The organism is Streptomyces sp. NBC_00075 (genome assembly GCF_045041225.1).
Classification (GTDB): domain Bacteria; phylum Actinomycetota; class Actinomycetes; order Streptomycetales; family Streptomycetaceae; genus Streptomyces; species Streptomyces adonidis.
The window spans coordinates 1,051,362-1,070,299 of sequence record NZ_CP108243.1 but is presented as its reverse complement, the minus strand read 5'-3'; the positions used below and the strand labels follow the sequence as shown (position 1 = coordinate 1,070,299).

Here is an 18,938-nt window from a genome sequence, read left to right as displayed (position 1 = left end):
CGGATCACACCCCTCCCCGCAGCCGGGCGCTCGGGTCGAGGGCGTCGCGCACCCCGTCGCCGAGGACGTTGAGGGCCGCCGTCGTCAGCGCGATGAGCAGCCCGGGCGCGATCGTCACGGTCGGACGGGTGTACAGCAGCCCGAGGCCGTCCTCGATGATCGTGCCCCAGCTGGCGTCGGGCGGCTGCACGCCGACCGACAGGAAGGACAGCGCCGACTCCGTGAGCATCGCGAGCGCGGTCATCAGCGGCAGGAACACGATCGCCGTGGGCAGCACGTTCGGCAGCACCTCCCGGCGCATCACGCGCAGCGCGGGCGCGCCCGACCCGACGGACGCCTGGATGAACTCCTTGTTCCGCAGCACCAGCACCTGCCCACGCATCGGCCGGGCCACGTACGGGACGTAGATCGCCGCGATGATCACGACCGGCAGCCACAGACTCCCGGCCTCGACGGTGACCGGCCCGAGACTGAGCCCGTCGGTGAGCACGACCACGGACAGACAGATGGCCAGCAGATACACCGGAAAGGCCCAGATGACGTCCAGGACACGGGAGATGACCGCGTCGACGACCCCGCCCGCGTACCCGGCGACGACCCCGACGGCCGTACCGATGACACAGCACACCAGCGCGGCCATGACCCCGATGAAGAGACTGGTACGACCGCCGTACAGCAGCCGCGCCATCACGTCCCGGCCCTGGTTGTCGGCGCCGAGGAAGTAGTGGCCGAAGTCCCAGGTGGGCCCGATGGGCGTGACACCGAGACCGAGCCCGGTGGTGCTGGGCGTCAGCACGGGCACCTTCTTGCCGTCCACGACCGTCGTTCCGGAGACATGGGACTGGAACGGGTCGGTGTGCGCGATGTGGTCGGCATACAGCGGGGCCAGCAGGGTCACCGTGACGATGGCGAGCAGGACGAGGGCCGCGGCCACCGCCGACCTGTTGCGCAACAGATCGGCGGCGGCGGTCCGCCAGGGGCCCGGCGAGCGACGCCGGGCCTCGACGGGGGCCAACTGGGCTGTTGTGCCGCTCACTTGACCCACAACTGCCCGACGAGCATGTAGAACTGCTTGCTGAACTGGTAGTTGCCGACCCGCTTCGACGTGAAGTCGATGATCTTCGGGTTGATCACCGGGACCACCGGTGACTCGGTCATGATGTCCTGGTCGATGGCCGCCCACTGCTGGTCGGCGGCCTTCTGGTCGGTCTGCCCGGTCTTCAGCGCGGTCTGCATCCGCGCGTCGATGCCCTTGTCGCAGAACCCGGAGATGTTGATGCTGGAGTCGCTGCCCGGGTGGAACGAGGCGCAGGACAGCAGCACGTTGAGGAAGTCGGAGGCCGCCGGATAGTCCTGGTACCAGGACGTCAGCGCCAACTGCACCTTGTTCTTGGTGTTCTGGATGTACGTGAACTGGATGTTCCCGGACAGCGGCTTGAGCGTCGCCTTGTAGCCGAGCTGGGTCAGCAGGCTCTGAAGGTACTGCCCGATCGACTTGTTGACCTCGTCGTCCTGGACGACGATGCCGACCTCCTGACCGGCCGTCCCCGACTGCTTGATCAGCGCCTTCGCCTTGGCGAGATCCGGCGCCGACCAGGTCTTGCCGCCGCCCTTCGTGTACTGGCACTTGTCGACGTGTCCAGGGAAGCCCGGCGGCAGGATCGTGCACGCGGGAGAGGCGAGGTTCTTGCCGCCGTACAGCCCGACCACCGCTTCCCGGTCGATCGCCCAGTTGATGGCCTGACGCGCCAACTTGTTGTTGAACGGGGCCGAGTTGACGTTCAGGGTGACGTACCAGAACGCGGTCAGCGGATTGACGTGCGCCTGGGAGGCGTACTGCGTGCCGATCTCGCTCAGCCGGTCGGCGGGCGGCGGGTCGTACATCCAGTCCGCCGAGCCGTTCTGCACGGCGGTCACCTCCGACTCGACGGTCTGCCCGAAGGTGTAGTCGACGTTGTCGGCGTAGGCCTGCGGCTGCGCCTCGCGCGACCACTCCTTGAAGTACGGGTTGCGCACCAGTTTCAGCGCCCGGTTCGGGTCGTACGAGGCCGCCATGTAGGGGCCGGTCGTCGGCAGCGGCTTGGTCCCCGCGTCCTTCGTCGGCGAGTCCTTCGGCAGCACACTGGCGTGCGGGACGGCCAGCTTGTACGGGAACTCCGGGTCCGGCGCGGTCAGGTTGACGGTGACCGTGCCGGCCGCCGCGTCACCGACGACACCCTTGGCGAGCGTGCAGGACGCGGGCGTCTTGAGACAGGCGTCCGCGCCGACGATGCCGTTGTAGAAGGTGCCCGCGGTGGGGCTGGACACCTTGAATATCCGCTGGAAGGAGGCCACCACGTCGTCCGTGGTCACCGCCTTGCCGGTGGAGAACTTGATGCCCTTGCGGAGCGTGAAGGTGTACGTCTTCCCGCCGTTGCTGACCACCGGCATGGCCGCCGCCAGATCGGGGACGACGGTGAACGACTGCTGCCCGCCGGTCTTCTTGAACGCCAGCAGACCGTCGTACATCGACTGGTACAACTGCCAGTACTGGAGCGTGTAGTTGACCTGCGGATCGAGGCTTCCGGCGGCCGCGTGGGCGACCAGCTTCAGTGTGCCGCCCTTGTGCGCGGGCTGGAAGGCGCTCGACTGGGCGCCGCCGCCGGCGGTCGAGGTCGGGTCGGACGAGCCGCCGTCGTCGGAGGACGAACAGGCGGTCGCGGTGAGGGCGAGGGCGGCGGTCACGGCGGCGAGGACGGTACGTCTGGTGGTCCGGGGCATCGGGGAACTCCCGTCGGTGGAGCGGGTGTTGAAGACCATGAAGGGTGAGGGGGATGACTCAGTCGGTGGAGTCGAGGAAGTCGCCGACGACCCGGAGGTACAGCTCCTCCTCCTCGACGTGCGGCATATGGCTGGAGTGCTCGAACATGTGCCAGCGCACATCGGGGATGTGGTCGGCGAAGGGCCGCAGTGTGTCGGGCGTCGCCTCGTCGAAGCGGCCGGACACCAGCAGGGTCGGCGCCTCGATCAGATGGAGCCGGTCGACGACCGACCAGTCCTTCATGGTGCCGACGACATGGAACTCGTTCGGCCCGTTCATCGTGTGGTAGACGGTCGGGTCGGCCGCGATGTTGTCCCAGGTGGCCTGGACCTCGGCGGGCACCGGGACCGTACGGCACACATGGCGCTCGTAGAAGACCTGCTCGGCGGCCTGGTAGTCGGGGTGGTCGGTGGTCCCGGCGGCCTCGTGGGCGAGCAGGGTCTCCTGGACCTCGGGCGGCAGCGCGGCACGGAGTTCGGCGGCGCCGGCCAGCCAGAGCTCCATGGAGGCGGGGGAGTTGGCGATGACCAGCCCCCGCAGCCCCGACGGCCGACGCACGGCATGCTCGGCGGCGAGCATGCCGCCCCAGGACTGGCCGAGCAGGTGGTAGCCGTCGGCGATCCCCAACTCCTTGAGCAGGTTGTCGAGTTCGTCGAGGAAGAGCTGGACGGTCCAGAAGTCGGCGCCCTCGTCGGGCAGATGGGTGGAGTGCCCGATGCCGAGCTGGTCGTAGTGGATCACCGGGCGGCCCTGTCGGGCGATGCCCGCGATGCGGAGCGTGTAGTCGTGCCCGGCACCCGGGCCGCCGTGCAGGACCACCAGCGGTGTCCGGCCGGGGTCGCCGGTGATCCGGTACCAGGTGGACCAGCCGTTGAAGTCGATGGTCCCGGTGTGGTTCGGTTCGGGGATCGCCACTGAGAAGCCTCCGGGGGCAGGCAGAATCAGGCCAGTCCGTGTCTTAAACGGGTTGGTGTCTGTGGATGGCTGACATACTGTTTGGGTAAATGCTCAGTCCACAAGACCTTTTAAGGCCTTTTAGCGCAGGCCCGGCAGAAGTAACTGCGCGTTTACGCGCCCGGAACCCGCGCCCGACCGGGGAGGACCGCTGACCGTCGCACGAGAGCCACTGGAGCCGCAGGAGCCGTCCGAGTCGTCCGAGTCGTCCGAGTCGTCGGGCCACGCCGACGAGTTCTCGAGGGTGCTCGACCGTGCCCTGTCAGGGGCCGGCGCCCCCTCACCCGAACTGCGTCCGGTGCGGGTGGCCTCGGCGGTCGACGAGGTCTCCGACCGGCTGCTCACCGCGATCGCCGTCGGCGACTTCCTGCCGGGGGAGCGGCTGCCGGTCGAGCGCGAGCTGATCACGCTGCTCGGGGTGAGCCGCCCCACGGTGCGCGAGGCGGTGGGCCGGCTCCAGGCGGTCGGCGTGATCGAGATCCGGCGCGGCCGCAACGGCGGCGCCTACGTCCGCGACAGCTGGAGCGAGTCCTCCGGCGCCGCCGTCCGGCGCACCCTGGTGCCGCGCTGGGCGGAGCTGGAGCAGCTCTTCGACCTGCGCGGCCTGGTGGAGGGCATGGTGGCGGCGACAGCGGCCAGGCGCCGACGCCCGGAGGACCTCGTACCCATGCGCGAGGCCCTGACGGCCTACCTCTCCGCAGGCGACCCGCGCGAGGAACACGCCGCCGACAGCGCCTTCCACCGCAGCATCTGCGAGGCCACCCACAACCCCCAGATCGCGATGCTCAGCCGCGACCTACTGGCCCGCGCCAGCCTCGGCTTTCCGGTGGAGCCTTGGGGCAAGGGCGAACGCACCCACTTTCACCGAGGCGGCGAGGACCACAAGGCCCTCTACGAAGCAATCGCCTCCGGCGACCCCGAGCGGGCGGAGCAGATGGCCCGCGAACACTTCACCATCAGCGCGGACATGATCCGCGAGGTACTGGCCAGGGTCAGGGCCACGCCTCCGACGTGAGGGCCAGCGAAAACGAACGGCCCGGTGGGGCGCCGGTGCGGCTCCCCGAGCCCCGAAGGGGCGCGGGGAACCGCGCGACAAGCCCCCACCGGGCCGCAGCAGACAAACTGCCGAACCAGCGGAGTTACAGCGTCGCCAGCGTCTCGTTCCACGTGGCAGAAGGACGCATGACCGTCTTCGCCTTCTCGACGTCCGGCTGGTAGTACCCCCCGATGTCGGCGGGCTTGCCCTGAACGGCGATCAGCTCAGCGACAATCGCGTCCGCGTTGGCGGTCAACGCCGACGCGAACGAGGCGAACGACTTCGCCAGCTCCGCGTCATCCGTCTGTGCGGCCAACTCCTGCGCCCAGTACAGCGACAGGAAGAAGTGGCTCCCCCGGTTGTCGATACCACCGACGCGACGGGTGGGCGACTTGTCCTCGTTGAGGAAGGTCGCCGTAGCCCGGTCCAGCGTGTCGGCGAGAACCTGCGCACGCGCGTTGCCGGTCGTCGTCGCGAGGTGCTCGAAGCTGGCCGCGAGCGCGAAGAACTCACCCAGGCTGTCCCACCGCAGGTAGTTCTCCTTGACGAGCTGCTGGACGTGCTTCGGGGCGGAGCCACCGGCGCCCGTCTCGAACAGACCGCCGCCCGCCATCAGCGGGACGACCGACAGCATCTTGGCGCTGGTGCCCAGCTCCAGGATCGGGAACAGGTCGGTGAGGTAGTCACGCAGCACATTGCCCGTCACCGAGATCGTGTTCTCGCCGCGCCGGATCCGCTCCACCGACAGCTTGGTCGCCTCGACCGGGTTGAGGATCCGGATGTCCAGGCCCTCGGTGTCGTGCTCCGGCAGGTACGCGTTGACCTTGGCGATCAGGTTGGCGTCGTGCGCGCGGGTCTCGTCCAGCCAGAACACGGCGGGGTCGCCGGTGGCACGCGCACGCGTGACGGCCAGCTTCACCCAGTCCTTGATCGGCGCGTCCTTGGTCTGGCAGGCGCGGAAGATGTCACCGGCGGCGACGGCCTGCTCGATGACCACGTTGCCGGCCTCGTCGACGAGGCGGACCGTACCGGCGGCCGGGATCTCGAAGGTCTTGTCGTGGCTGCCGTACTCCTCGGCCTTCTGCGCCATCAGACCGACGTTCGGGACGGAGCCCATGGTCGACGGGTCGTAGGCGCCGTTGGCGCGGCAGTCGTCGATCGCGACCTGGTAGACGCCGGCGTAGGAGGAGTCCGGGAGGACCGCGAGGGTGTCGGCCTCGGCGCCGTCCGGGCCCCACATGTGGCCGGAGGTGCGGATCATGGCCGGCATCGACGCGTCGACGATGACGTCGGACGGCACGTGCAGGTTGGTGATCCCCTTGTCGGAGTCGACCATGGCCAGCGCCGGGCCCTCGGCCAGCTCGGCGTCGAAGGACGCCTTGATCGCGGTGCCGTCGGGGAGGGCCTCCAGGCCCTTGTAGATGCCGCCGAGACCGTCGTTCGGGGACAGCCCGGCCGCGGCGAGCGTCTCGCCGTACTGCGCGAACGTCTTCGGGAAGAAGGCGCGTACGACGTGACCGAAGATGATCGGGTCGGAGACCTTCATCATCGTGGCCTTGAGGTGGACGGAGAACAGCACGCCCTCGGCCTTGGCGCGGGCGATCTGCGCGGTGAGGAACTCGCGCAGCGCGGCGACGTGCAGCACGGAGGCATCGACGACCTCGTCCGCGAGGACGGGTACGGACTCGCGCAGGACGCTGGTCGAGCCGTCCTCGCCCACCAGCTCGATGCGCAGCGAACCGGCCTCGGAGATCACCGCGGACTTCTCGGTGGAGCGGAAGTCGTTCTGGCCCATCGTCGCCACGTTCGTCTTGGACTCCGAGGTCCAGGCGCCCATGCGGTGCGGGTGGGTCTTGGCGTAGTTCTTCACGGAGGCGGGGGCGCGGCGGTCCGAGTTGCCCTCACGCAGGACCGGGTTCACGGCGGAACCCTTGATCTTGTCGTAGCGGGCGCGGATGTCGCGCTCCTCGTCGGACTTCGGGTCGTCCGGGTAGTCGGGCAGCGCGTAGCCCTGGCTCTGAAGCTCCGCGACGGCGGCCTTGAGCTGCGGGATCGACGCCGACACGTTCGGCAGCTTGATGATGTTCGCCTCGGGCGTCTTCGCCAGCTCACCCAGCTCGGCGAGGGCGTCCGCGATGCGCTGGCCCTCCTCCAGGTACTCCGGGAAGACGGCGATGATGCGGCCGGCCAGCGAGATGTCCCGGGTCTCGACGTTCACCCCGGCCTGCGAGGCGTACGCCTGGATCACGGGCAGGAACGAGTGGGTCGCCAGGGCGGGCGCCTCGTCAGTGTGCGTGTAAATGATGGTCGAGTCAGTCACCGGGTGCTCCGCTCCACGTCTGCAACATTGCTCGACATCAAGATATCTCGTGATCGGGTCTCACTCGACAGCGGTCTGTACCGAACTCGATTGCAGTCCGTTCGGACAGGCGTGCAACCGATTCCGCCGATCTTGTGGTCTAGGTGGTAGACCCGCACACAAGATCCGGCGGCCGGCCTTGACCACCCGGCCGCCCGAGCGAAAGCGAATCATGAGATATCGCACCAGACTGACGGCACCGGCGGTTGTTCTGCTCGGCACGGCCGCGGCGACGACCCTGGCTCCCTCGGCCCACGCGGCGTCCGGGGGGACCACCAAGGGTGCTTCCGGGGGAAGCGCCGGACCGGGCCCCGAGACCCTCGGTGACCCCGTCTACCCGAGCCTCGGGAACGACGGCTACCGCGTCTCCGACTACCACCTCGACCTCGCCTACGACGCCACGACCAAGCTGGTCGACGGCAAGGCGACCCTGCGCATCCGCACCACCCAGGCCCTGACCCGGTTCTCGCTCGACTCCCTCGGCCTGGACATCCGCTCCGTCCGCGTCGACGGCCGCACGGCCACGTACGAGCAGGTCGACGAGAAGCTGAGGATCACCCCCGCCCGGACGCTGCGGAAGGGCACCTGGACGACGGTCTGTGTCGAGTACGGCGCCGACCCGCGCCGCGTCCTGAGCCACACCGCCTGGGTCGCCACCCCCGACGGCTTCGCGGTGTGCCCGCAGCCCAACTCCGCGCACACCGTCTTCCCGTGCAACGACCACCCGGTCGACAAGGCCGACTTCACCTTCCGGCTCACCGTCCCGAACAACCTGCGCGGAGTCGCCAGCGGCGCCCTCGTCCGCACCGAGAGCCTGAGCGGTGACCGGACCGCGTACACCTACCGCTCGCGCTCGCCGATCGCCACCGAGATCGTGCAGATCACCGTCGGCGACTACGTGATCAGGGACCGGCAGGGCCCGCACGGGCTGCCCCTGCGGGACGTCGTCCCGGTCGCGCGCGCCGAGGCCCTCGAACCGGCGCTGGCGCTCACCCCGAACCTGGTGGCGTGGGTCGAACAGCGGCTCGGCGCCTACCCGTTCGAGACGTACGGTCTGCTGCCGTGCAACTCCGACGACCCGGCCGCCTTCGACTTCACGGGCCTGGAGACACAGACCCTCACGCTCTACAAGCCGAACTACCTCCTCCAGGAGGAATCGAAGATCGGCTCGCACATGATGCACGAGCTGGTCCACTCCTACTTCGGCAACAGCGTCAGCCCCGGCACCTGGGCCGACCTGTGGATCAACGAGGGCCACGCCGACTTCTACGGGCTGCTCTACCGCTACGAGCGCGGCTGGGCCGACTCCATCGGCCTGACCACCATGGAAGCCCGGATGAAGAACACGTACGCGCGCGGCGACCAGTGGCGCCACGACTCCGGGCCGGTCGCGGCGCCGAACGAGGCCAACCTCTTCGACAGCCAGCGCTATCTGGGCGGTGTCCTCGTCCTCTACGCGCTGCGCCAACTCGTCGGCGAGGCCACCTTCACCGCGATCGAGCGCACCTTCCTCGACCGCTACCGGGGCGCCTCGGCGACGACCGAGAACTACATCTCGGTCGCCTCCGAGGTCTCCGGCCAGGACCTGTCCGGCTTCCTGCGGGACTGGCTGTACGGCACCACGACACCGCGGATGCCCGGTCACCCGGACTGGACGGTCACCCCGGTGACCACGTCACTCGCTCCGCGCAGCCGTACGGCGGCCGGTCACCACGACAACTCGGCGACCCTCTGACGCACCCTCAGTCGAGCCGGGCCGAGGACATCTCGCCCGGCTCGACCTCGGTGCCGCGCTGCTGCGGGATCACCACCGCGCCCTGCTGCAAAGCCACCGTGCGGGTGGGCGCCGGGATCCGGATGCCCTCCGCGCGGTAGCGCTTGTGCAGGCGCTTGATGAACTCGTGCTTGATCCGGAACTGGTCGCTGAACTCGCCGACGCCCAGGATGACGGTGAACCCGATCCGCGAGTCGCCGAAGGTGTGGAACCGGACGAGCGGCTCGTGGTCGGGGACGGCGCCGGTGATCTCGGTCATCACCTCGGCGACGACCTCGATGGTCACCTTCTCGACGTGCTCCAGGTCGCTGTCGTACGCCACCCCGGCCTGGACCAGGATCGTCAGCATCTGCTCGGGACGCATGAAGTTGGTCATGTTCGTCTTGGCGAGCTCCCCGTTGGGGATGACGACCAGGTTGTTGGAGAGGTTGCGGACCGTCGTCTGCCGCCAGTTGATGTCCTCGACGTATCCCTCCTCGCCGCTGCTCAGCCGGATGTAGTCACCGGGCTGGACGGTCTTCGAGGCCAGGATGTGGATGCCCGCGAAGAGGTTGGCGAGGGTGTCCTGGAGGGCGAGCGCGACGGCCAGACCGCCGACTCCCAGGGCGGTGAGCATCGGCGCTATGGACACGCCCAGTGTCTGTAGCACGACCAGGAAACCCAGGGCCAGGATGACGACCCTGATGATGTTGACGAAGATCGTCGCCGATCCGGCGACCGCCGACCTGGACTGGGTGACCGTCCGCACCAGGGTGCTGACCACTCTGGCGACCGTCAGCGTCGTGACGCCGATCAGCAGCACGGTCAGTGTCTGGTTGACGTTGTGTCCGACGGTCTTCGTCAGCGGCAGCGCCGCGGCGGCCACCGCCACGCCGGCGGTGAACGCCGACCAGGGCACCACCGTGCGCACCGCGTCCACGATGACGTCGTCCCCGCTCCAGCGGGTGCGGTCCGCGTGCCTGCCCAGCCAGCGCAGCAGCATCCGCAGCAGGAAGGCCGCCAGCAGGCCCACGGCCACGGCGATGCCCGCGACGACCAGATCGTCCACGGTGAGTTCTCGCTTCACCGGTCACCTCCGAGGAGTGGATCTGCGGCGCCCCGCGCCACCGACGGCCGGATGTGAAGTCTCGTCACGTGCCACCTGTTCGAAACGTCTTGAGAATGCGATCAAAGTCCGGACGTCTGTACGAAGTCCGGTGATCACTCATCCTGCCGCATCCGATCGACCGCTCGGCACCGAGCGGTGCGGAACCCGCCATCGAGCAGCTCAGACGGGGAGCGCATCGCAGACGTCCGCAGGGTGCACCTCCCATACGGGGAAGGGGTCCTCGTACGCAGTGTGTGCCAAGTCACCTGCGTACACGGCCAGTTCCGCCTCCGTCAACAGGCAGCGCGAAAGCGCCAGTCGCAGCGACTGACGGCGCAGATCGGTGCCGATGAACACCAACTCCTGGCCCTGTACGGGGGATTCGCCGCCCGCCGCCAGAGGTTCGAAGCGGGCCACCGCGCCCGCCTGCGACCACAGTCCTGTCGTGCCGGGGCGGGAGGCGAGGGTGAAGAAGCCCTTGGAGCGCAGCACCTGGCCGTATTCGCCCGTGTCGAGCGGGCCGGTGAGGAGGTCCCAGAGGCGGGTCGGGTGGAAGGGGCGCGGGTCGCGCAGGACGAGCGAGGAGATGCCGTACTCCTCCGTCTCCGGGACGTGGTCGCCGTTCAACTCGGCCACCCAGCCCGGGGCCTGCTCGGCCTTCTCCAGGTCGAACAGGCCGGTGCCGAGGAGTTCGGCGGGGTCGATCGTGCCGCGGACCGTGCGGTGCACACGGGCGGCCGGATTGAGGCGCCGCAGGGTCGCCTCCAGGCGGTCCGCCGTCTCCTCGGGGACCAGGTCCGTCTTGTTGAGGAGGATGACGTCGGCGAACTCGATCTGGTCGACGAGCAGATCGCTCACCGTGCGCTCGTCGCCCTCGACGGGGGTGATCCCGCGCTCCAGCAGGTCGTCGCCGCGGTCCAGTTCGGGCAGGAAGTTCACCGCGTCCACGACTGTGACCATGGTGTCGAGCCGGGACACGTCCAGCAGGCTCGCGCCGTCGTCGCGACCGAAGGCGAAGGTGGCCGCGACGGGCATGGGTTCGGAGATTCCGGAGCTCTCGATGAGCAAGTAGTCGAAGCGGCCGGCGCGGGCGAGCTTCTCGACCTCCTCCAGGAGATCGTCCCGCAGGGTGCAGCAGATGCAGCCGTTGGTCATCTCCACCAGCCGCTCCTCCGTACGGGAGAGGGCGCCGCCGTCCCGGACGAGGGACGCGTCGATGTTGATCTCGCTCATGTCGTTCACGATGACCGCGACCCGCAGGCCCTGACGGTTGCCGAGAAGGTGGTTGAGCAGCGTCGTCTTTCCGGCGCCGAGAAAGCCGGAGAGCACGGTCACGGGCAGCCGGGGGCCGGCGGAAGTGGTGGGCATGCCTCCGCACGCTAGCTTATTGGAAACCATTTTCACAAACGGTCTCGGGTGTCAGCTCGGGCGTCAGATCACCTTGAGCCGCACCAGCGCCCCCAGCGTCAACGCCCCCGGCAGCAGCGGCACCCAGACGGTGATGATCCGGAACGCCAGCACCACCGCCGTGGCGACCGTCACCGGCGCGCCCACCGCGACCAGGGCCACGATCAGCGCCGCCTCGACCGAGCCGATACCGCCGGGCGTGGGTATCAGCGCCACGGCGACCGTCGCGGCGAGGTAGGCGAGCGCCATGTGCCAGGGCGGCACCGGCAGCCCCAACGCCATCCCCACGGCGGCCAGTCCGGCGGCCTGCAACGCCGGGAACGCCAGCGAACCACCCCACAGTGCAAGGGCCCGCGACGGTCGCATGTGCACGGATCGGGCCTCGCCGAGCGCCGTGCGCAGGAAGGAGAGCGCGGCCGTGCGCAGCCGGCGTACGCAGGCCAGCGCGCCCGCCGCCACCAGCAGGACCGTACAGATGCCGATGAGCAGCGGGCCGAGCGCCGAGTCGGGGACGAGGCCGCCGAGTTTCAGGGCGTGCGGGAACGCGATCAGCAGGGCGGCCAGCAGACCCAGCCGGCCGACGACCTCCGCCAGCAGATACAGGGCGAGCGCCGCCGAGGAACGGGCCAGCGGCAGACCGCACACCGTCATGAACCGCAGGTTCACCGCGCTCGCGCCGAGCCCCGTCGGCAGCAGATGGTTGGCCGAGCCCGCCGCGAACTGCGTGGCGAGCAGCCGCAGTCGGGGCAGCCGCTCGACGACGGCACCCTGTCGGCTGACGGCGGCGGCCACCCAGGTCAGACAGGTCGCGCAGGCCGCCGCCAGCAGCCAGGGCCACTTGGCGCTCGCCAGATGGCCGAAGCCCGCGGCGAGCACGTCCCGGTGACGCACCGCCACCACGGTGACGAGAGCGAGAGGAAGCAGGCACAGGATCTGGCGCACCGGTATGCGCCGACGTCGGGGCGGAGCGGGGGAGGACGGGGAGGGAGAAACCACGGTCACGTTCGGAGAGGTTTTCCGCACCGCACCAACATCGGGTTGCGGGAGCACGACCTTTGGCTGTCCACCCGGGCAACGGCGGAGAGGGGCGGACCGCCGACGCTTGACCTCAATGTTGCTTGAGGTCGTACGGTCGCTGCCATGAGCATGGAAACCACCGCCTGGACGCAGCTTCAGAGCGTCATGACCGCCCATCAGGAGCGGCGCCCCTTCGCCCGCGCGACCCTGCGCCGCATCGCCGAGTTCGCACGCCCGCACCGCCGCCGCATCACGCGCTTCGTCGTCCTGAGTGTGCTGACCGCGCTGCTCGCCGTCGCGACCCCCGTCCTCGCCGGCCGCGTCGTCGACACGATCGTGTCGGGCGGCGACGAGAGCACGGTCGTCCGGCTCGCGCTGCTGATCGCGCTCATCGCGGTCGCCGAAGCGGCCCTCGGGATTCTCGGCCGCTGGCTCTCGGCGAAGCTCGGGGAAGGACTCATCCTCGATCTGCGGACGGCCGTGTTCGACCATGTGCAGCGCATGCCGGTCGCCTTCTTCACCCGCACCCGCACGGGAGCACTGGTCTCCCGGCTCAACAACGACGTCATCGGCGCGCAGCGCGCGTTCAGCAACACCCTGTCCGGGGTGGTGAGCAACCTGGTCACGCTGGTGCTCACACTCGCCGTGATGCTCACCCTGTCCTGGCAGATCACCCTGCTCGCCCTCGTCCTGCTGCCGGTGTTCGTCGTCCCCGCCCGCCGGATGGGCAGCCGGATGGCCCGGCTCCAGCGCGAGGCCGCCGACCTCAACGCGTCGATGGGCACCCGGATGACCGAGCGCTTCTCGGCCCCCGGCGCCACCCTCGTCAAGCTCTTCGGACGGCCCGACGAGGAGTCCGCCCAGTTCGCGGCCCGCGCCCGCCGGGTACGGGACATCGGCGTACGGACCGCCCTCGCGCAGTCGGCCTTCATCACCGCCCTCACCCTGGTGTCCGCCCTGGCACTCGCCCTGGTCTACGGACTCGGCGGCTGGTTCGCCCTGCGCGGCACCCTGGAACCGGGCGCCGTCGTCGCGCTCGCGCTCCTCCTGACCCGGATGTACGCGCCGCTCACGGCGCTCGCAGGGGCACGCGTCGAGGTGATGAGCGCCCTGGTGAGCTTCGAGCGCGTCTTCGAGGTGCTCGACCTGAAGCCCCTCATCGAGGAGAAACCGGACGCCCGCGAGGTCCCCGAGGGCCCGGTCGCGGTGGAGTTCGACAACGTCCGCTTCGCCTACCCCGCCGCCGACCGCGTCTCCCTCGCCTCCCTGGAGGAAGTGGCCGCCCTGGACACCCGAGGCGGCACGGAGGTCCTGCACGGCGTCAGTTTCCGCGCCGAACCCGGCCAGACCATCGCCCTCGTCGGCTCCTCCGGCGCCGGAAAGTCGACCATCGGACAACTCCTGCCCCGCCTGTACGACACCGACGAGGGCGCCGTACGCATCGGCGGCGTCGACGTCCGCGACCTGAGCGCCGCCTCCCTGCGCGGCACCCTCGGCATGGTCACCCAGGACGGCCACCTCTTCCACGACACCGTGCGCGCCAACCTGGCCCTCGCCCGCCCCACCGCGACGGACGACGAGCTGTGGGAGGCCCTGACCCGGGCCCGCCTCGACGACCTGGTCCGCGCGCTGCCCGACGGCCTGGACACGGTGGTCGGCGAACGCGGCTACCGCCTCTCCGGCGGCGAACGCCAGCGCATGACCATCGCCCGGCTGCTCCTGGCCCGCCAGCGCGTCGTCGTCCTCGACGAGGCGACGGCCCACCTCGACAACACCTCGGAGGCCGCGGTCCAGGAGGCCCTGGCGGAAGCCCTGTCCGACCGCACGGCCGTCGTGATCGCCCACCGCCTCTCCACGATCCGCGCGGCCGACCTGATCCTCGTGATCGAGGCCGGCCGCATCCTGGAACGCGGCACGCACGACGAACTCCTGGCCCTGGACGGCCGGTACGCACAGCTGTACCGGACGCAGTTCGGCGACCGGACGGAGACCGGCCCGTCGGTGACGGACGTACCGGAGGACGCGACGGCATACCTGAGCAGGAGACAGACCGCCACCGATGTACTGCCGTTTCGGTAGGTGCTCCTCCCGTTTCGGTAGGTCCAAGTGCCAGTACTGGGACGACGACCGCAGGGCCCTCGACGGGACAGCCTGTTCGGGTACGTGAAACCCGAGGTGAGGTCCCCTTACGTGGCTACTTTTCTGTATCGACTGGGCCGTCTGGCCTTCCGGCGGCGCGGTTACGTCGTCCTGGCCTGGCTGGCCGTACTGACCGCCGTGGGGCTGGGCGCCCTGCGGGCGCCGGGGGCCGCCGACGAGGAGTTCTCGATGCCCGGCATCGAGTCGCAGAAGGCGTTCGACCTGATGGGAGAGCGTTTTCCCGGCGCCGCCGCCGACGGCGCCACCGCCCGGGTGGTGTTCGTCGCCCCGGACGGACAGAAGGTCACCGCCACCGAGAACAGGAAGGCCGTCGAGGAGGCCGTGGACGCCCTGGGCGACGGCACCCAGGTCGCCGGTGTCGCCGACCCGTTCACGTCGAAGGCGGTGAGCAAGGACGCCTCGACGGCGTACGCGACCGTCACCTACAAGGTGAAGTCGTCCGAGATCACCGACGCCAGCCGGACGGCCGTCGAAAAGGCCGCCGACCAGGCCCGGGAGGCCGGTCTGACGGTCGAGGCGGGCGGCGACGCGATGGACGGCGGAGGCGGACCGGGCGGCGTGGCCGAGATCATCGGTATCTCGATGGCAGCCGTGGTGCTGCTGATCACCTTCGGCTCGCTCGCGGCGGCCGGGCTGCCCCTGCTGACGGCGATCCTCGGTGTCGGCATCACCATGTTCACGATCACGGTCCTGGCCGACGCCCTCGGCCTGTCCACCAACACCGGCACCCTCGCGATGATGCTGGGCCTCGCGGTCGGCATCGACTACGCCCTGTTCGTCGTCTCCCGCTACCGCGAGGAAGGCGCCAAGGGACACACCCCCGAGGAGGCGACCGGGCTGGCCGTGGGCACGGCCGGATCGGCGGTCGTCTTCGCGGGCCTCACCGTGGTCATCGCCCTGGCCGGACTCGCGGTGGTCGGCATCCCGATGCTCACCAAGATGGGTCTCGCGGCGGCCGGCGCGGTCGTCGTCGCCGTCGTCATCGCCCTGACCGTCGTCCCGGCGGTGCTGGGCTTCTGGCCGGGCGCCGTGCTGCCGAGGACGGCACGCAAGGAGGCGAGGCGGCAGGAGAAGGTGGCCGCCACCCAACAGACGGCCGCCTCCCAGAAGGGGGTCGCGTCCCGGCCGGACGGCGAGAGCAACCTCGGTACCCGCTGGGCCCGCTTCGTGCTGCGCCGCCCGATCCCCGTACTGATCCTGGGCGTTCTGGGTCTCGGCGCCCTGGCGATACCGATGACGTCCCTGCAACTGGGCATGCCGGGCGACGAGGCCAAGTCCACCTCGACCACCGAGCGCCGCGCCTACGACGCCCTCGCCGAAGGCTTCGGCCCCGGCTTCAACGGACCGCTGACCATCGTGGTCGACGCCAAGGGCGTGGCCGACCCGAAGACGGCCGTGGCGGGCATCGGGGAGAGGATCGGTGCCACGAAGGGGATCGTCTCCGTCACGACGCCGCGCTTCAACGACGCGGCGGACACCGCCGTGTTCACCGCGACCCCGTCCACCAGCCCCACCGACGAGCGGACCAAGACCCTCGTCACGACCATCCGCGACACCCGCCCCGCGACCGAGGCGGCGGCCGACGGGGCCACCTTCGAGGTCACCGGCACCACGGCCCTGAACATCGACATCTCCGCGAAGGTCCAGGCGGCGCTGGTCCCGTACCTGATCACCGTGGTCGGCCTGGCGGTCGTCCTCCTGCTGGTGGTCTTCCGGTCCCTGCTCGTCCCGCTGAAGGCGGCCCTCGGCTTCCTCCTCTCGGTCCTCGCAGCGCTCGGCGCGGTCGTCGTGGTCTTCCAACAGGGCCACGGGGCAGGCCTGTTCGGTGTGGAACAGACCGGGCCGATCATGAGCCTGATGCCGATCTTCCTCGTCGGCATCGTCTTCGGGCTCGCCATGGACTACGAGGTCTTCCTCGTGTCCCGCATGCGGGAGGCGTACGTCCACGGCGAGTCGGCCGAGCAGGCGGTCGTCTCCGGATTCCGGCACAGCGCCCGGGTCGTCGTGGCCGCCGCGCTGATCATGATCGCCGTCTTCGCGGGCTTCATCGGCGAGCACGACTCCATGATCAAGATGATCGGGTTCGGCCTGGCCACCGCCGTACTCCTCGACGCGTTCGTCGTCCGGATGGCGCTCGTGCCCGCCGTCCTCGCCCTGCTCGGCGACAGGGCCTGGTGGCTGCCCCGCCGACTCGACCGGCTGCTGCCTCGCGTCGACGTGGAGGGCGAGGCCCTCAGCAGCCGCCAGGGACCCGCCTCCGTACCGGACCCGTCCCCGGACGAGCCGGTCGAGGCCCGCGTCTGACCGGGCCGGCCTCGGCCCCTCCCAGGGCCGCCCGTGGCGAAGGCCACGGGCGGCCCATGCGGCATTTCGTGCCGTGTCGTCCACCATGGGCTCACGCCCTTCCCCCGGAGAGACACATGACCACCACCCTGGAGCGCTTTCCAGGACGCCGGATCACGGCCACGGACGTGATCATGGTCCTCGCACTGCTCGGCACCGTGACGCTCGGTGCCTCGATCGCCATCCCCGGGGTCACCCAGCCGCCCGAGGACTGGCCCGCCGAAGCCCTCGCGGCCGTCTCCTGTCTCGCCCAGCTGAGGGCACGCACCTATCCGCGCGGCGCGCTCGTCGTGGCCACGGTCTGCACGGTGATCACCGTGGTCCTGGGCTACCTGGTGTCACCCCTGCTGCTCGCGCCCCTGATGATCGCCCTGTACCGGCTGGCCGCCGGCACCGATCCCAGGACCACACGCGTGTACGGTGCGGTGACCATCGCCGTTGTGGTCACCGCCGCCGTGTTCGACAGACCCACGGACGAGATGCTCCTGCTGCGCACCATCGGCCCCGTGCTGTGGCTGATGCTGCCCCTGGTCGGCGGGAGCCGGGACCGGCTGCGCCGCGACTACATGGACTCCGTACAAGCACGCGCCGCGTACGCCGAGCGCACCCGCGAGGAGGAGGCCCGGCTGCGGGTCGCCGAGGAACGGATGCGCATCGCCCGCGAACTCCACGACGTCGTCGCCCACCACATGGCCGTCGCCAACGCCCAGGCCGGTACCGCCCGCCACCTCGCGCCCACCCACCCCGAACAGGCGCAGAAGCTGCTCGACGAGCTGAGCGCCACCACGTCCTCCGCGCTGCTCGAACTCCGGGCCACGGTAGGGGTGTTGCGCCAGACCGGCGATTCCGACACCGACTCCCTGGAACCGGCCCCCGGACTGAACCGCCTCTCCGAGCTGATCGCGACCTGCGAGACCGCCGGTATCGAGGTCACCGTCACGACCGACGGGGAACCCCGGCCCCTGTCACCGGGCGTGGACCTGACGGCGTACCGGATCATCCAGGAGGCCCTCACCAACGTCACCAAGCACGGCGCCGGCAAAGGGGCCCGCGTCGGGCTCTCGTACTCCGCCTCCCGGCTGCTGATCTCGGTCACCAACGACGCGGCGGCCACGACCCCGTCGGTACCGGGCGGCGGCTACGGTCTGATGGGCATGCGTGAGCGCGCCCACTCCGTCGGCGGCGACCTGTACGCCGGGCCCCGCCCCGACGGCGGCTTCGAGGTCACCACCGCACTCCCGCTGCACCCCCTCGCCCCTGACGAGGAGCCGCACTCGCGCGCCCCGGGAGCGGACCGGAAAGAAGACGAGGCCACCGCGTGACGATCCGAGTCCTGCTCGCCGACGACCAGGCCCTGCTGCGCGGTACGTTCCGGCTGCTGATCGACTCCTGCGCCGACATGGAGGTGGTCGGCGAGGCCGCCAACGGCGACGAGGCCGTCGACCTCGCCCGCACCCACCGCCCCGACATCGTCCTCATGGACATCCGGATGCCCGGCTCGGACGGTCTCGCCGCCACCGCCGAGATCTGCGCCGACCCCGAACTGGCCGGCACCCGCGTCCTCATCCTCACCATGTTCGAGACCGAGGAGTACGTCGCCCACGCACTGCGCGTCGGCGCCAGCGGCTTCCTCGGCAAGTACGTCACCACCGACGCCCTCCTCACCGGCATCCGCACGGTCGCCTCCGGCGAGGCCCTCCTCTCGCCCGGCGCCACCCGCGCCCTCATCACCCGCTTCCTCACCGCACCCGCCCCCGGCGGCCTCCTCGCACCCCCGGAACGCCTCGCCGACCTCACCCCGCGCGAACGCGAGGTCACCGCCCTCGCCGCCCAGGGCAGGTCGAACGCCGAGATCGCCGAGGAGCTGGTCCTCAGCGTGCTCACCGTCCGCACCCACATCCAGCGCTCCCTGACCAAGCTCGGCGCCCGCGACCGCGCCCAGCTCGTGGTCATCGCCTACCAGACCGGACTCGTACGGGCCGTCGTGCGCGACCTCTGACG

At 70.1% G+C, this 18,938-nt stretch carries 13 protein-coding genes; 6 read left to right on the top strand and 7 right to left on the bottom strand.

Features of this window, described 5'->3' with window-relative positions:
* Positions 1-4 precede the first annotated feature (4 nt).
* From OG787_RS04790 to OG787_RS04780, 3 genes are read right to left on the bottom strand one after another with little or no spacing between them, the layout of a single operon-like run.
* The gene (locus OG787_RS04790; protein ID WP_405534377.1) at positions 5-1,036 is read right to left on the bottom strand and encodes an ABC transporter permease; all 1,032 of its coding nucleotides are present in this window, start codon (positions 1,034-1,036) and stop codon (positions 5-7) included.
* The gene (locus OG787_RS04785; RefSeq protein ID WP_405534376.1) at positions 1,033-2,760 is read right to left on the bottom strand and encodes an ABC transporter substrate-binding protein; all 1,728 of its coding nucleotides are present in this window, start codon (positions 2,758-2,760) and stop codon (positions 1,033-1,035) included. The genes OG787_RS04790 and OG787_RS04785 overlap by 4 nt, the downstream gene beginning before the upstream one ends.
* Before the next feature lie 58 nt (positions 2,761-2,818).
* Positions 2,819-3,715 carry a proline iminopeptidase-family hydrolase gene (locus tag OG787_RS04780; RefSeq protein WP_369032149.1) on the bottom strand — a complete coding sequence of 299 codons (897 nt, stop codon included), beginning with the start codon at positions 3,713-3,715 and terminating at the stop codon, positions 2,819-2,821.
* A 283-nt stretch (positions 3,716-3,998) separates the two neighbouring features.
* On the opposite strand from OG787_RS04780, the gene OG787_RS04775 reads away from it, so the two are divergent.
* Positions 3,999-4,769 (top strand): FadR/GntR family transcriptional regulator, encoded by a 771-nt coding sequence (locus tag OG787_RS04775; RefSeq protein ID WP_405534375.1) that lies wholly within the window; start codon positions 3,999-4,001, stop codon positions 4,767-4,769.
* A 124-nt stretch (positions 4,770-4,893) separates the two neighbouring features.
* Here OG787_RS04775 and OG787_RS04770 read toward each other — a convergent pair whose 3' ends face one another.
* A complete protein-coding gene (locus tag OG787_RS04770) occupies positions 4,894-7,110 on the bottom strand; it encodes an NADP-dependent isocitrate dehydrogenase (protein ID WP_369032151.1) in 2,217 nt (738 codons plus the stop codon).
* Between the two features lie 211 nt (positions 7,111-7,321).
* Here OG787_RS04770 and OG787_RS04765 point away from each other — a divergent pair, with 211 nt between their 5' ends.
* Positions 7,322-8,884, top strand: a complete 1,563-nt coding sequence (locus OG787_RS04765; RefSeq protein WP_405534374.1) for a M1 family metallopeptidase — start codon at positions 7,322-7,324, stop codon at positions 8,882-8,884.
* 7 nt (positions 8,885-8,891) lie between these two features.
* Here OG787_RS04765 and OG787_RS04760 read toward each other — a convergent pair whose 3' ends face one another.
* From OG787_RS04760 to OG787_RS04750, 3 genes are all read right to left on the bottom strand, one after another.
* On the bottom strand, positions 8,892-9,989 hold the full coding sequence (locus tag OG787_RS04760; RefSeq protein ID WP_369032153.1) for a mechanosensitive ion channel family protein: 1,098 nt from the start codon (positions 9,987-9,989) through the stop codon (positions 8,892-8,894).
* 201 nt (positions 9,990-10,190) lie between these two features.
* Positions 10,191-11,378 (bottom strand): GTP-binding protein, encoded by a 1,188-nt coding sequence (locus OG787_RS04755; protein WP_405534373.1) that lies wholly within the window; start codon positions 11,376-11,378, stop codon positions 10,191-10,193.
* Between the two features lie 63 nt (positions 11,379-11,441).
* Positions 11,442-12,419, bottom strand: a complete 978-nt coding sequence (locus OG787_RS04750) for a YbhN family protein (protein ID WP_405534372.1) — start codon at positions 12,417-12,419, stop codon at positions 11,442-11,444.
* Between the two features lie 144 nt (positions 12,420-12,563).
* On the opposite strand from OG787_RS04750, the gene OG787_RS04745 reads away from it, so the two are divergent.
* The 4 genes from OG787_RS04745 (at position 12,564) to OG787_RS04730 (ending at position 18,936) form a co-directional block, all read left to right on the top strand.
* Positions 12,564-14,513, top strand: a complete 1,950-nt coding sequence (locus OG787_RS04745) for an ABC transporter ATP-binding protein (RefSeq protein ID WP_405540415.1) — start codon at positions 12,564-12,566, stop codon at positions 14,511-14,513.
* Positions 14,514-14,624: 111 nt separating this feature from the next.
* Positions 14,625-16,898, top strand: a complete 2,274-nt coding sequence (locus tag OG787_RS04740; RefSeq protein ID WP_405534371.1) for an MMPL family transporter — start codon at positions 14,625-14,627, stop codon at positions 16,896-16,898.
* A gap of 116 nt (positions 16,899-17,014) precedes the next feature.
* Entirely contained in the window at positions 17,015-18,259 is a 1,245-nt protein-coding gene (locus OG787_RS04735; RefSeq protein WP_369032156.1) for a sensor histidine kinase, read from the top strand.
* Entirely contained in the window at positions 18,256-18,936 is a 681-nt protein-coding gene (locus OG787_RS04730) for a response regulator (RefSeq protein ID WP_369032157.1), read from the top strand. The genes OG787_RS04735 and OG787_RS04730 overlap by 4 nt, the downstream gene beginning before the upstream one ends.
* Positions 18,937-18,938 lie beyond the last annotated feature (2 nt).

Bases quoted from the DNA above. Each gene is read 5' to 3' on its own strand.
- OG787_RS04785 (WP_405534376.1), bottom strand. From the start codon at position 2,760: ATGCCCCGGACCACCAGACGTACCGTCCTCGCCGCCGTGACCGCCGCC.
- OG787_RS04765 (WP_405534374.1), top strand. From the start codon at position 7,322: ATGAGATATCGCACCAGACTGACGGCACCGGCGGTTGTTCTGCTCGGC.
- OG787_RS04755 (WP_405534373.1), bottom strand. From the start codon at position 11,378: ATGCCCACCACTTCCGCCGGCCCCCGGCTGCCCGTGACCGTGCTCTCC.
- OG787_RS04745 (WP_405540415.1), top strand. From the start codon at position 12,564: ATGGAAACCACCGCCTGGACGCAGCTTCAGAGCGTCATGACCGCCCAT.
- OG787_RS04735 (WP_369032156.1), top strand. From the start codon at position 17,015: ATGACCACCACCCTGGAGCGCTTTCCAGGACGCCGGATCACGGCCACG.